Origin of the sequence: Xanthomonas sp. 10-10 (assembly GCF_040182365.1) — a bacterium.
GTDB lineage: Bacteria > Pseudomonadota > Gammaproteobacteria > Xanthomonadales > Xanthomonadaceae > Xanthomonas > Xanthomonas arboricola_F.
The window spans coordinates 2,923,662-2,938,018 of sequence record NZ_CP144460.1; the positions used below are offsets into that span (position 1 = coordinate 2,923,662).

Annotated in this window: 9 protein-coding genes; 5 read left to right on the forward strand and 4 right to left on the reverse strand. The window is 66.3% G+C overall.

The genetic code is table 11. From position 1 onward, the window contains the following. Positions 1-139 precede the first annotated feature (139 nt). The 4 genes from VZ068_RS12365 to VZ068_RS12380 are packed head-to-tail and all read right to left on the reverse strand — an operon-like array spanning position 140 to position 5,284. On the reverse strand, positions 140-418 hold the full coding sequence (locus tag VZ068_RS12365; protein WP_349655471.1) for a hypothetical protein: 279 nt from the start codon (positions 416-418) through the stop codon (positions 140-142). Beyond that, positions 408-2,756, reverse strand: a complete 2,349-nt coding sequence (locus VZ068_RS12370) for an FdhF/YdeP family oxidoreductase (protein WP_349655472.1) — start codon at positions 2,754-2,756, stop codon at positions 408-410. Before VZ068_RS12370 ends, VZ068_RS12365 begins: the two co-directional genes overlap by 11 nt. Then, the gene (gene fdhD / locus VZ068_RS12375; protein WP_349655473.1) at positions 2,753-3,598 is read right to left on the reverse strand and encodes a formate dehydrogenase accessory sulfurtransferase FdhD; all 846 of its coding nucleotides are present in this window, start codon (positions 3,596-3,598) and stop codon (positions 2,753-2,755) included. The genes VZ068_RS12370 and fdhD overlap by 4 nt, the downstream gene beginning before the upstream one ends. 6 nt (positions 3,599-3,604) lie before the next feature. Further along, complete coding sequence (locus VZ068_RS12380) at positions 3,605-5,284, reverse strand: OFA family MFS transporter (protein ID WP_259160809.1); 1,680 nt, start codon at positions 5,282-5,284, stop codon at positions 3,605-3,607. A gap of 36 nt (positions 5,285-5,320) precedes the next feature. On the opposite strand from VZ068_RS12380, the gene VZ068_RS12385 reads away from it, so the two are divergent. From VZ068_RS12385 to VZ068_RS12405, 5 genes are all read left to right on the forward strand, one after another. Then, positions 5,321-5,500 carry a hypothetical protein gene (locus tag VZ068_RS12385; RefSeq protein WP_349655474.1) on the forward strand — a complete coding sequence of 60 codons (180 nt, stop codon included), beginning with the start codon at positions 5,321-5,323 and terminating at the stop codon, positions 5,498-5,500. A gap of 154 nt (positions 5,501-5,654) precedes the next feature. Then, entirely contained in the window at positions 5,655-7,007 is a 1,353-nt protein-coding gene (locus VZ068_RS12390; protein ID WP_349655475.1) for an aspartate aminotransferase family protein, read from the forward strand. Positions 7,008-7,243: 236 nt separating this feature from the next. Beyond that, entirely contained in the window at positions 7,244-8,098 is an 855-nt protein-coding gene (locus tag VZ068_RS12395; RefSeq protein WP_259160812.1) for a plasmid replication/partition related protein, read from the forward strand. 691 nt (positions 8,099-8,789) lie between these two features. Beyond that, the gene (locus tag VZ068_RS12400; protein WP_259160813.1) at positions 8,790-10,094 is read left to right on the forward strand and encodes a DUF445 family protein; all 1,305 of its coding nucleotides are present in this window, start codon (positions 8,790-8,792) and stop codon (positions 10,092-10,094) included. 152 nt (positions 10,095-10,246) lie between these two features. Further along, positions 10,247-14,341: a CHASE domain-containing protein gene (locus VZ068_RS12405; RefSeq protein WP_349655476.1), complete on the forward strand. Its 4,095-nt coding sequence runs from the start codon at positions 10,247-10,249 to the stop codon at positions 14,339-14,341. The last annotated feature ends 16 nt before the right edge of the window (positions 14,342-14,357 follow it).

Sequence of the window (14,357 nt, forward strand, 5' to 3'; positions counted from 1 at the left end):
GGATGCCGCCATCGAGCCTCCACGGACGGATTCACGGCGTGTCCCGCAAGCGGTGAGGGCACCGCGCCTTCAACTGACCAAGCTTTCAACCCTAGCCGCCAACGATCCCACGATGGTGGCTGGGCAACCAGCACATTGCTTAGTCGACGTTCGGCGCTGGCGCCATCCCGCGCTGCACATGCGCTGCCAACCCAGCGGACGTCAACACTGCAAATTGCCGCTCATTGCGGTCTTCCACCCGAATCCAGCCCGGACCGGGCTGCCCATCCAGACTGGCACTGCCCAGCCAGGCCAGTGTTCGCAACAGCACGCTCATGCGCACGCCTAGCTGTTTGCACAGCCGCGCCAGCGACACGCCGTCGGGCGTGTCAGCCAGCGCGGTGAGCAACTGTGCTGTGAGCTGTGGATCAGCGGACAAGCACCGCTCCGATATCGCGCGGCGCCGCATCGGCAGTCTCGGCGCGATGCGGCAGCACGATCACCGGAATCGACTTGGAGGTGGGCGTGCGCGCTTCGTCGGCGAAGCTGGACAGCGGCACCAACGCGTTGGTTTCCGGGTAGTACGCCGCCAGGCAGCCACGCGGGATGTTGTAGTCCACCAGCAGGAAACGCCGCGCCTCGCGGCGTACGCCGTCCTCGCACAGGCTTTCCAGGTCCACCCAGTCGCCGGCCTTCATGTTCAGTGCCGCGATGTCGGCACCATTGATGAACAGCACGCGGCGCTCGCCGAACACACCGCGGTAGCGGTCGTCCAGGCCGTAGATGGTGGTGTTGTATTGGTCGTGCGAGCGCGTGGTGGCCAGCGTAAACACCATCTGATCGCCACGCGAACGCCGCGCACGATGGATCGGGTTGTCGGTGGGCACCGCATGCGATTTGAACACCGCACGCTGTTCGGGCGTGATCCAGTTGCGGTCGCGCGCAGTGTTGGACAGGCGGAAGCCGCCCGGCGTGCGCACGCGCTGGTTGAAGTCGGCAAAGTCCGGGAACACCTGGGCGATCAGGTCGCGGATGCGATCGTAGTCGCCCACCAGCCAGCGCCAGCGGATCGCACTGCGCGCCCCCAGGGTGGCTTCGGCCATGCGCGCCACGATCGCCGGCTCGGACAGCAGGTCCGGCGAGGCTGGCGGATTGATGCCGGCCGACAGGTGCACCATGCTCATCGAGTCTTCCACCGTCACGCCCTGCGAGCCGGCGTCCTGGATATCGATTTCGGTACGCCCCAGGCACGGCAGGATCAGCGCATCGCGTCCATGTACCAGATGGCTGCGATTGAGCTTGGTGGTGACGTGGACGGTGAGCTTGCAGTTACGCAGCGCACGATGCGTGGCGTCGGTATCCGGCGTGGCGGCGGCAAAGTTGCCGCCCATCGCGAAGAACACCTTGCCGCGCCCGTCCAGCATCGCTTCGATCGCGCCGACGGTGTCGAAGCCGTCTTCGCGTGGCGGCGCAAAGCCGAACACCGACTGCAGCTTGTCCAGGAATGCGGCCGGCGGTTTTTCGTAAATCATCATCGTGCGGTCGCCCTGCACGTTGCTGTGCCCGCGCACCGGGCACACGCCTGCGCCGGGACGACCCAGGTGGCCGCGCAGCAGCAGCAGGTTGGTGATCATGTGGATGGTGGCCACCGAGTGCTTGTGCTGGGTGATGCCCATGCCCCAGCAGGCGATCACGCGCTCGGCCTTCAGATAGATCTCGCCGGCCTTGCGCAGCGCCGCCTCGTCCAGACCGGACTCTTCGACGATGGTGCTCCAGCTTTCTGCATGCACATCGGCAGCGAATGCCTCGAAATTGGCAGTGTGCTCGGCGATGAAATCCAGATCCAGCAGACGCGGCGTGCCGTCGCGCTGGGCCTGCGCATCGCGCTCCAGCACATGCTTGATGATGCCCTTCAATGCCGCCAGGTCGCCGCCGATCTTGAGCTGGAAATAATCCGAGGCGATGCGGGTGGAGCCGTTGTGCAGCATCTCCAGCTTGTCCTGCGGGTCGGCGAACTTCTCCAGCCCGCGCTCGCGCAGCGGATTGAACGCCGCAATCGCCGCGCCGCGCTTGGAGGCCTGGCGCAACTCGCCGAGCATGCGCGGGTGATTGGTGCCGGGATTCTGGCCGAAGATGAAGATGGCATCGGCCAGTTCGAAATCGTGCAGCGACACCGTGCCCTTGCCCACGCCGATCTGCGAACGCAGCGCGGTGCCGGACGGTTCGTGGCACATGTTGGAGCAGTCCGGGAAGTTGTTGGTGCCGAATTCGCGCACGAACAATTGATACAAAAACGCCGCTTCGTTGCTGGTACGCCCGGACGTGTAGAAGATCGCCTCGTCCGGCGTCGCCAGTCCGTTGAGATGGCCGGCGATCTGCGCAAACGCGTCGTCCCAGCTCACCGGCACGTAGTGGTCGGTGGCGGCGTCGTAGCGCATCGGCTGGGTCAGCCGGCCCTGCCCTTCCAGCCAGTAGTCGCTGTACTGCGACAACAGGCTGACGCTGTGCGAGGCGAACAGTTCCGGCCCGGCGCGGCGCGCGGTGGATTCAGCGGCCACGGCCTTGGCGCCGTTTTCGCAGAATTCGAAGGTGGAGGTATGGTCGCGATCCGGCCAGGCGCAGCCCGGGCAATCGAAGCCGTCCGGCTGGTTGGCGTGCAGCAGCGTCTTGGCGCCCTGCACCGCGATGTCCTGTTCCATCAGGTGCTTGGCCACCGAGCGCAATGCGCCCCAGCCGCCCGCGGGATTGTCGTACTGCTTGATGGTTTTCTTGCTCATGCGGGCTCTCCCACGGCAACGCCCAGATCCAGGCGTTGTGGATGGCTGTAAACGACACAATCGTGATTGCGGGCAAACCCGATCAGGGTCAGTCCCGCGCTGTCGGCCAGGTTGATCGCCAGCGCGGTCGGCGCGGAAATCGCTGCCAGCAGCGGAATCCGGGCCTGCGCGGCTTTCATGGCCATTTCGTAACTGGCGCGGCTGGTGACCACCGCAAACCCTTGCGATGCATCGATGCGCGCGCGCGCCAATGCACCGATCAATTTGTCCAGGGCGTTGTGGCGCCCGACGTCTTCGCGCACGAGCTGCACCACCCCGTGCGCATCGGCCCAGCCGGCCGCATGCACCGCGCCGGTCTGCGCGGCAATCGGCTGCTGCGCATGCAACGCGTCCAGCGCACGCGCCAATGCATCGGCATCGATCTGCAGCGTCGACTGCAGCCGCGGCGGCACGCGCAGCACCGCCTCGATCGATTCGTTGCCGCACACGCCGCAACCGCTGCGTCCATCCAGGTTGCGCCGCCGCTGATCCAACGCGGCCGCGCGCTCGGGCGGGATTTCGATCTGCAACGAAGCGCCTTCCAGAAAGGTTTCCACCGCGACCACGCGCAGGTCCTGCGCATGGTTAACGATGCCCTCGCTCAATGAGAAGCCGAGCGCGAAATCCTCCAGGTCCTCCGGCGTGGCCATCATCACCGCGAACGGCACCTGGTTATAGATCAGGGCAACCGGCATTTCGGCCGCCACCATGTCCTGCACCGTGGCACCGCGACCGCCACGGTGGCGCACCACCGTGCGCACCACACTACCGGGGCGCACTGCGCGGGAAGACGGACTGGTCATCTCACCTCAATGGAACAGCACGAAGGCTTTCTGCAGCGTCACCCAGATACCGAACGCCATCGGGATGCCGACCGCCAGCCAAGCGAACGCGACCAGCGCGGGATTGCCGCCATGCCCGATGCGCGCCATCTGTTCCGGCGGCAGCACCGCATGCCCGCTGCGGTCGACCTTCTCGTGCGCCAGCTGCTTTTCGCGTGCCAGTTCTTCCGGCGTCATGAAATGACGCGCGGCCACCGGGCGCACCAACAGATTGCAGATCAGGCCGAGCACGAGCATGCCGGCGAGGATGTACATGGTGGTGTTGTAGACCTGTGACGGCGGGCTGCCGTGCGCCAGCTGGTACTCGCGCATGTACCCCACTACCACCGGGCCCAGGATGCCGGCGGTGGCCCAGGCGGTCAGCAGACGGCCATGGATGGCGCCCACCATCTGGGTGCCGAACAGGTCGGCCAGATACGCCGGAATGGTGGCGAAGCCGCCGCCATACATCGACAGGATGATGCAGAAGATGCCCACGAACAGCGCAATGCCGCCCACGCCACCGGCCGACGGCGCCGCCGCATACAGGCAGATGCCCAGCACGAAGAACAGCGTATAGGTGTTCTTGCGGCCGAGCTTGTCGGACATGCTGGCCCAGAAGAAACGGCCGCCGATGTTGAACAGGCTGAGCAGGCCGGTGAAGCCGGCCGCGATCGCCGCGATGCTGGCCAGCTGGGTCGGATCCAGGCTGCCGAAGCCGATATCCACGCCGATCAGGCGGCCGCCGAACACTTCCTGCAGCATCGGCGAGGACATGCCGATCACGCCGATACCGGCCGAGACGTTCAGGCACAACACGCCCCACAACAGCCAGAACTGCGGGATGCCCCAGACCTTTTTCACGTGCACGTGATTGGCGGTGATCATGGCGTTGTTGCTGGCTACCGGCGCGGTCCAGCCGGCGGGCGTCCAGCCGCTCGGCGGCACGCGGTAACCGAAGGCGCCGGCCATCATGAACACGAAATACAGCGCAGCCATCACCAGGAAGGTTTCCATCACGCCCACCGAGGTCGGCGTGGCGAAGTGGCGCATCAGCGCATCGGCCAGCGGGCTGCCGATCATCGCGCCGCCACCGAAGCCCATGATGGCCATGCCGGTCGCCATGCCGCGGCGGTCCGGGAACCATTTGATCAGGGTGGACACCGGCGAGATGTAGCCCAGACCCAGACCGATGCCGCCGATCACGCCCGAGCCCAGCCACAGCATCCAGATCTGATGGAAGTGGATGCCGGCTGCCGAGATCACCAGGCCGCCGCACCAGCACAGCGCCGAGACCACGCCGGCCTTGCGCGGACCGGCGCGTTCCAGCCAGCCGCCCCAGATCGCCGCCGAACAGCCCAGCAGCACGAAGAACAGCGTGTACATCCACTGCAGCTCGCTGATCTTCCAGTCGCAGGTGGTCGCCACCATGCGCGCGAACAGGCCCATGTCGGCCGGACACGCGATCGACTCGGTGATGCCCAGCGCCTTGGACAACGGCAGCCAGAACACACTGAAGCCATAGGCCATGCCGATGCACAGGTGGATCGCCAATGCAGCCGGCGGCACCAGCCAACGATTGAACCCCGGACGCGCAACGATGCGCTCCTTGGACAGCAGACCGGCGTCAGCGCCGCTGGCTGTCGCCACGGTGGACCCTTGCGTCATTCCCATTTCCCCCAAATAAAAGTGCGATGAACTGCGATGAATACGATTGACGGCTGCGATGGAGTGGCGTGCTGCGATCAGGCCGGCGACAACAATCAGCCCCGACGGGCGCCGGTCTGGCGCATCATCGGCGATCCTCGCGTCATTGCAATGCTCGGCATCGCCTCGCAGCGTTCCATCGCGCTGCCACAGCCGCGCCACGCAAGCCTTCCTTGACGTTAGCGGCAGGCCTTGCGACTAATTGACTAGTTCTTATGGACTAGATCGCGCGCCCCGCCCGGCCCGGCTGGTGCGGTGCCGCGGTCGGCCAGGGTGACCGCCACCGCACAGGCTGCCGTAGAGTCGTGGCATCCATGTCACGAAGACCGCGATGCACGACCACCCTTCGCACGATACCGCCGGCGCGCTGGCGGCGACGCCGCAGCTGGATGCATTCTGGATGCCGTTCACCGCCAACCGCCAGTTCAAGGCGCGTCCTCGCCTGCTCGCCTCCGCCGCGGGCATGCATTACCGCGATGTCGACGGCCGGCAGATCCTGGATGGCACCGCCGGCCTGTGGTGCTGCAATGCCGGACATGCGCGCGAGCGCATCGTGGCGGCGATTCGCGCACAGGCCGGCACGCTGGATTTCGCCCCGACCTTCCAGATGGGCTCCCCGCTACCGTTCGAACTGGCACAACGCCTGGCCGCCATCGCACCGCCCGGCCTGGGCCATGTGTTCTTCACCAACTCCGGCTCGGAGGCGGTGGATAGCGCGATGAAGATCGTGCTGGCCTACCACCGCCTGCGCGGCGAAGGCCAGCGCACCCGTTTCATCGGCCGCGAGAAGGCGTACCACGGGGTCGGCTTCGGCGGCATGTCGATCGGCGGGCTGCCCAACAACCGTAAGTGGTTCGGCCCGCTGCTGGCCGGCACCGACCATCTGCGCCACACCCTGGACCTGCAGCGCAACGCCTACTGTCGGGGGCTGCCGGCGCACGGCGCTGAACTGGCCGACGACCTGGAGCGGCTGATCACCCTGCACGACGCCTCCACCATCGCCGCGGTGTTCGTCGAACCGGTGTCCGGCTCGGCCGGGGTGATCCTGCCGCCGGACGGCTACCTGCAACGGCTGCGCGCCATCTGCGACCGCCACGGCATCATCCTGGTGTTCGACGAGGTGATCACCGGCTTCGGCCGCGTGGGCGAGGCGTTTGCCGCGCAGCGCTTCGGCGTCACGCCCGACATCATCACCGCCGCCAAAGGGCTGACCAGCGGCACGGTGCCGATGGGCGCGGTGCTGGTGGCCGATGCGATCCATGACGCCTTCATGCACGGGCCGCAAAACGCCATCGAGTTGTTTCATGGCTATACCTACTCCGGCCATCCGCTGGCCTGCGCGGCCGCGATTGCGACCCTGGACACCTATGCCGAGGAAGGGTTGTTTTCGCGTGCGATCACGCTGGGGCCGCAGTGGGAAGACGCGCTGCACAGCTTGCGCGGGCTGCCGCACGTGATCGATATCCGCAACATCGGCCTGATCGGTGCGATCGAGCTGGCGCCACGCGATGGCGCGCCCGGCGCACGCGGCTATGAGGTCTTCGAGCGCTGCTTCCACGACGGCGGCCTGCTGGTGCGCGTCACCGGCGATGTGATCGCACTGTCGCCACCGTTGATCGTCACCGCCGAGCAGATCGGGCAGATGGTCGAGATCCTGGCCGGCATCCTGCGCCAGGTGGACTAGTGCGGCGGCCGGCAGGAGTGCGCTGCAGCCGGTGACAGGCGGTCACTGATCGAGGCCGCATGGCCGCGTCGCACTGGCTCCCGGCACACGCGCCGATTTGCTGGCCAGCCCCACCGCGGCGCGTCGAGGCCGCGCCCGACGTCGCTCGCGTGTCACGGCGCGGGTACCACGTCAAGCGCGCAAAGCCGGAGCAGGCTCTCTACAATGCCGGCCCCGTACTCCCCCGCAGTTGCCACATGAACCTCGTTGTCAAAGAAGAACTCAAGGCCTACATCGACCCGCTGACCCCCGACGAGCACGAGGCGCTGGAGCGCAGCCTGCTGGCCGAAGGCTGTCGCGATGCCTTGGTGTTGTGGGGCGATGTACTGGTGGACGGCCACAACCGCTACGGCATCTGTCAAAAGCACGGGCTGCCGTTCCAGACCGTGCAGAACCCGCGCTTTACCTCGATGCAGGACGTGCACCTGTGGATGATCGAACAGCATCTTGGCCGGCGCAGCGTGTCGGACTTCCAGCGCGGCGTACTGGCGCTGCGCAAGCGCGAGATCCTGGCCGCACGCCAGCGCAGCCAGCGCGACGCCGATGCCGCCGCCGAAGCGCCGGTGGTGGACGCCGAACAAGCCGACACCGGCCTGGACGACAGCGCGGCCCGTGTGGCCGACGACACCGACAGCCCACCGTGGGAGGAAACCTCCACCCCGGTGAGCCGCGCCGAGCTGGCACGCGAAGCGCGCCTGAGCAGCAACCAGGTGGTGATGATCGAGCGCATCCACAAACAGGCCGCACCGGAAGTGGTGCAGGCAGTGAAGGCCGGTGAGATCTCGATCAGCGCCGCGGCCGCCGTGGCCACCTTGTCGGAAGACGAACAGCGCGCCGCCGCGCAGGCCGGCAAGGCCGAACTCAAGCAGGCCGCCAAGCGCGTGCGCGACGCCAAGCGCAAGCCCAAGCCGGACGAGGCCGAAGGCGGCGAAGCCGAGCGCCGCGACGTCAAGGCCTTGCAGCGCCGCGTCACCGAACTGGAAAACGAAAACGCCGCGTTGCAGGCCAAGGTAACGGCATTGCAGGCGCAGCTGGAGCGCCTGCGCGGCTGAGCGCGCGCCCACCGGCCAACCGCATCCCGTGGGAGCGCACCTGGGCGCGACAGGCAGTCCCGATAAAGCCCCTCGCTCCCAGGTGCGCTCCTACAACGGCAAGAGTCTCGTGGTCGCTCCGTTGCAAGCGCAGCGATTACATCTGTGCGGCTGAGCACGCCCCCGCCCGCCAACCGCATCCCGGAGGAGCGCACCTGGGCGCGACAGGCAGTCCCGATAAAGCCCCTCGCGCCCAGGTGCGCTCCTACAACGGCAAGAGTCTCGTGGTCGTTCCGTTGCAAGCGCAGCGATTACACCTGTGCGGCTGAGCGCCCCCTCCCGCCAACCGCATCCCGTAGGAGCGCACCTGGGCGCGATAGGCAGTACCGATAAAGCCCCTCGCGCCCGGGTGCGCTCCTACAACGGCAAGAGTCTCGTGGTCGTTCCGTTGCAAGCGCAGCGATTACACCTGTGCGGCTGAGCGCCCCCTCCCGCCAACCGCATCCCGTAGGAGCGCACCTGGGCGCGACAGGCAGTCCCGATAAAGCCCCTCGCGCCCGGGTGCGCTCCTACAAAGGCAACAGATACCTGCTCGCCCCGTTGCGAGCGCAGCTGGAGCACAGGCACAGGATGCTCGGCCACCACCAACCGCGTGCGACCGCGCCATCTGCCGTGGACATGCCCTGGTCAAACGACTGGGTACACTTCGGGGATGGAACCCAGTCTCGGCACTCCCCGCCCCATCGATCCCCGTCGCGCCCAGCTGCAGCGCATGAAGCTGCTGGCGGTGGCCTTGCTGCTGGCGATGTTCGCCGGCTTCGTCGTCAGTCACCTGATGGGCGAGCAAGGCATCTGGGCGTGGGTGTCGGCCTTCTGCGAAGCGGCCACCGTCGGCGCATTGGCCGACTGGTTTGCGGTGGTGGCGCTGTTTCGCCGCCCGATGGGGCTGCCGATCCCGCACACCGCCATCCTGCCGCGCGGCAAGGAACGATTGGCCGACGGGTTGGCGGTATTCGTGCGCGACCAATTCCTCGCCCCGGCCGCGTTGATGGAAAAACTGCGCGTGTTCGACCCCGCCACCCGCCTTGGCGAATGGCTGGCCAAGCCCGAGCAGGCGCGCATGCTCGCGCAGATGGCGCGCGGCTGGATGTTGCAGGCGCTGGAGCTGCTGGACGAAGCCGCGGTACGCCGCGCCATCCAGCGCTTCGTGGTCGACCGCCTGCGCAAATGGAATGCCGCCGCCACTGTCGGCGATGTGCTGGCCTTGCTGACCACCGACGGGCGCCATCAGAAGTTGCTGGACGAAGTGCTGCTGCGGCTGGGCGAATGGCTGGACCAGGAGCAGGTCAAGACGCGCGCGTCTGCGTTGATCGTGCGGTATGCGCGCCGCGAGTGGCCCAAGCTGGTCGGCACGGTGAACTGGGTCAAGCCGATCGAGGAGATCGGCGACAGCCTGGCCGACCGCATGGCGCGGGCGGCCATCGAAGAACTGCAGGACATCCTCAAAACGCCCGAGCATCCAATCAGGCTCGACTACGAAGCGTGGTTGCAAGGCTACATCGCGCGCCTGCGCGACGAGCCGGACATGGCTGCGCGCGTCGAAGAACTCAAGCAACGTGCGATCGAACATCCCGCGCTGCAGGAATACGTGCAGGGCCTGTGGGGCGAGATCCGCGATGCGCTGCGCAACGATCTGGCACGTGAGGACTCGTCGATGGCCGCGCACATGGAGCGCTCCATGCAATCGCTCGGCCAGGCCTTGGCGCAGGATCCGTCGCTGCGTGACGCACTCAACCAGCATATGCTGCAGGCAGCCGACAAACTCACCACGCGCCTGCGTGCATCGGTGACCGACCATATTGCATCGACAGTGAAAAGTTGGGACGAACGTCACCTCGTCGAACAATTGGAATTGGGTGTGGGCCGCGATCTGCAATACATTCGCTTCAATGGGACCTTGGTCGGTGGATTGATCGGCCTTGCCCTTCACGCATTATCGATCTGGCTATCGTTCTGATGCATTGAAATGACGTTGATCGCCCAACAGGCCGGCATGCAGCGACTGGGGGACACTGCACGCAGCCGGATGATCGTCAGGCGGTACCACGAGGTCGACGTTGCCGTCGGCCAGCACACTGGGCACGCAACAGGCAAGGCGAAGGAACGAAAATGCCGAATGGCCGCTGGGATCTGCGCAGGAAATACGGGCGCCGCGCCTTTATCAGCGCACTGCTGATCCTTACCGCAGGTTTGATCGCCGCCATCGTGACCGGTGTCTGGCTGCAGCGGCATAACGAGCTCGAGCGCGAGCAACGCTTCCAGTATGTCGTGCGTGCCCTGGCGCGCAACATCAGCGAACGCATGTACACCTTCGAGCACGGCTTGCGCGGCGCCCGCGGCGCGGTGATCGGTGCCGGCAGCGGGGTGATCAGTCGAGAACGCTTCACCCTGTACAGCCGTTCGCGCGATTACGCACGCGAGTTTCCCGGCGTACTGGGCTATGGCTATATCCATCGGGTTGCGCCTGCCGATGAAGAGGCGTTTCTGCAGACCGCGCGCGCCGACGGTGCGCCGGATATCCATCGCCGCGTGCTGGCACCGTGGGATGGGGAGCGCTACATCGTGCTGTACTTCGAACCGGAGTCCTCGGGTAACCGTCCCATCGGCCTGGACATCGCGTCAGAACCCCGCCGCCGCGCCGCCGCATTGCAGGCCGCGCGCAGCGGCGAGCCGATCATGACCTCGCCGATCTCGCTCTCGGGCTATCGCGTCCCCACCGAGAGCGGGTTTCTGGTGGTGTTGCCGGTGTATCGCGAAGGCATGCCGTTGCAAACGCCGCAGCAGCGCATGGCTGCCACCAACGGCTGGGTGTACGCGCCTTTCAGCGTCGAGCAGATGGTGCAAAGCGCGCTGGGCGAACGCGACGACGTAGCGCTGGACCTGTCCGACCGCAACGAGCCCACGCACAACTTCTACCGCAGCGGCACCCCGGCCGCCGCCAGCGCGCGCTGGCGGCCGGTGGTGCAACAGTTGCCCATCTATGGGCGCACCTGGATCATCACCGCCCACCCCACGGCCAGCTTTGTGGCATCGCTCAATCAGACCTCGCCGTGGCTGGTGGGCAGCCTGGTCATGGCAGCGTCCGCCTTGTTTGCTGCGTTGCTGGGGCTGTACTTCAGCAACGGGCTGCGCCGCGAAGAAGTCTTGCGCAAGCAGATGGAGCTGGCCGCACTGGTCAGCCACTCCAGCGAAGCCATCGTGGCCGAAACCCCGGATGGCCGCATCACGCACTGGAATCCGGCCGCGGAAGCGATGTTCGGTTACACCGCCGAGGATGCGATCGACCAGGACCTGACCCTGCTGCTGTCGCCGCAACCGTATGCGATGCCGCGCATCGACCACGCCGATGAAGCGTTCCCGGCCAATCCCTCGGCTGCGCAGAGCATGCGGCACCGCGATGGTCATCACGTGCATGTGCTGGCGAGCAAGGCGCCGATCATCGAACCGGATGGCACGCTCAGCGGGCACTCGCATTTTTTCCGCGACATTTCCGAGCGGGTGCGCTCGCATCAACGCATCCTCGACCTCAATGCCTCGCTCGAACATCAGGTGGCCGAGCGCACCAGCGAACTGGTGAAGTTCTCGGTCCTGCAGCGCGCGATCCTGGCGCATGCCGGGTACGCCATCATCGCCACCGATTCCAGCGGTTTTGTCACGCTGTTCAATCGCGCCGCAGAAAAGCTGCTCGGCTATCACGCAGAGGACGTGATCGGCCGGCGCAAGGCCAGCCAGTTCGTCGAACCGGAAGAACTGCAGGAACGCGCGCACCTGCTGTCCGAGCAGACCGGGGTGCCGGTGGCGCACACGCTGGAAGCGGTGGCCGCCCTCACCAGCCTGGGCCGCAGCGACACCAGCGAATGGACCTATGTCGGTCACGACGGTCGCCGCCTGCCGGTGCTGCTGACCTTGAGCACGCTGCGCGACGACAACGATCAGGTGATCGGTTACCTCGGCGTTGCGGTGGATCTCACCGAGCAGAAGATGCACGAACAACAGCTGCGTCTGGCGATGGATGCGGCCAAGAGCGCCAATCAGTCCAAGTCCGATTTCCTGGCCAACATGAGCCACGAAATCCGCACGCCGATGAACGCCATCCTGGGCATGCTATACCTGCTTCAGCGCAGCGAGCTGCCTGGCGCGGCGCAGGACATGGTCACCAAGATCGACCGCTCCGCACGTACCTTGCTGGAAATCATCAACGACATCCTGGACTTTTCCAAGATCGAGGCCGGGCGCATCGATCTGGAACGCGCACCGTTCGATCTCAATCAGTTGTTCGACAACATCGCCGACCTGATGCGCTCCTCGCTCAGCGCCAAACCGGTGGAGATGATCGTCGAGCCGTTGCCGCGCGACAGCCGCTGGCTATTGGGCGATGCGCTGCGGATCAACCAGGTGCTGGTCAATCTGGTCGGCAACGCGATCAAGTTCACCGAGCAGGGCGAAGTGGTGCTGTCGGTGCGACGCTTCCCCAGCGGCGATCCGAACAAGGTCAAGCTGCTGTTCTCGGTGCGCGACACCGGCATCGGCATTTCCAAGGAAAAGCAGAGCCTGATCTTCTCGCCGTTTCTGCAGGCCGACACCTCTACCAGCCGGCGCTATGGCGGCAGCGGGCTGGGGCTGACCATCAGCCGACGCCTGATCGAACTGATGGGCGGCGAGCTGGAAGTGGAAAGCGTGCCCGGCCGCGGCAGCGAGTTCTATTTCGTGGTGACCCTGGAAAAGGCCGCGCCACCCAAGACGCAGCAGGACCTGCCTGCGCTGCCGCCGGAAGCGATGCCGCGCGTGCTGATCGCCGACGACCACGATGCCGCGCTCAGCAATCTGGTGCGCATCACCACCGACCTGGGCTGGCGCGTGGACGCAGTGGCCAGCGGCCAGGCCGCGCTGCAGGCGATCGAAAAGGCCAGCGAGCCGTACGACATCTTCCTGCTCGACTGGCGCATGCCCGACATCGACGGTGTGGCGATCGCACGCGAAATCCGTGCACGTGCCGCCCCTGGCCCGCATCCGGTGATCGTGATGGTCACCGCCTACGAGCGGCGGCTGCTGGAGCAGCATCCCGAACAACAGGATCTGGACGCGGTGATGACCAAGCCGGTGACCAGCGCCGCACTGCATCGCCTGGTGGAGCAATTGGTCGACGAGCGCCCGGGCGCGCGCCCGGTCACGCCTACCTTCGTGAGCCGACGGCTCGAAGGCACGCACCTGTTGCTGGTCGACGACAGCGAGATCAACTGCGAAGTGGCGCAGCGCATTCTCGAAGGCGAAGGCGCCATGGTCACCGTCGCCCACGACGGCGAGCAGGCGGTCAGCACGCTCAAGCGCGCGCCGGATCTGTTCCATCTGGTGTTAATGGATGTGCAGATGCCGGTGGTGGATGGCTACGAGGCCACCCGGCGGCTACGGCAGATCCCTGCCCTGGCCAGCCTGCCGGTGATCGCGTTGACCGCCGGCGCGTTCCGCCCGCAGCAGGAAAAAGCGCTGGAGGCAGGCATGAACGGTTTCATCGCCAAGCCATTCAACGTCGAGGAACTGGTCACCGCCATTCGTCACTTCATGCATCCCGGGATCAAGCGCATTCCCTCGCTGCCGCACGAAACCGACCTGGCCAACGGCCCCGAGTGGCAGCACGACGACCCCGAGCTGCTGGACGCTGCGCGCGCGCGCAGCCTGTGGCGCGAGCGCGAGCCGTATGCGCGTTACCTGAGCAAGCTGCTGCGCGACAATCCGGACCCGGCCGAGGTCGCGGCCGAGCACCTGCGCCGCAACGAGTTGTCGGCCATCGGCGCAATGGCGCACAAGTTGCGCGGTGCGGCGGGGTCGCTGGCGCTGCCGGCACTGGCCGGGGCGGCAAGCGACCTGGAAACGCGCATCGAAGACGGTCACGACATCAGTGCGTCGCTGATCGCGCTCAAGGACGTCATGCGCCGCACCGCCGAGGCGATTGGCGCCTTTCTGCAACACGACCAAGCCACTGCAGCAGCCAACGAAGACGATGTCGCACTGGACGCCAGCAGCCTGCAGATCCTGGAGGCCGCCCTGTCCACCGACGACGCCGACAAGATCGACCAGGCGCTGCTGACGTGTGCGCCGCATCTGCCACCGACGTTGCAGGAAGAACTGCAACGCGCCGTGGAAGATTTCGACTTCCGCCGTGCCCAGGCCACCCTGCACGACTGGCAGGCCACCCACCCACGCTGACGGCGATCTCGCGTGC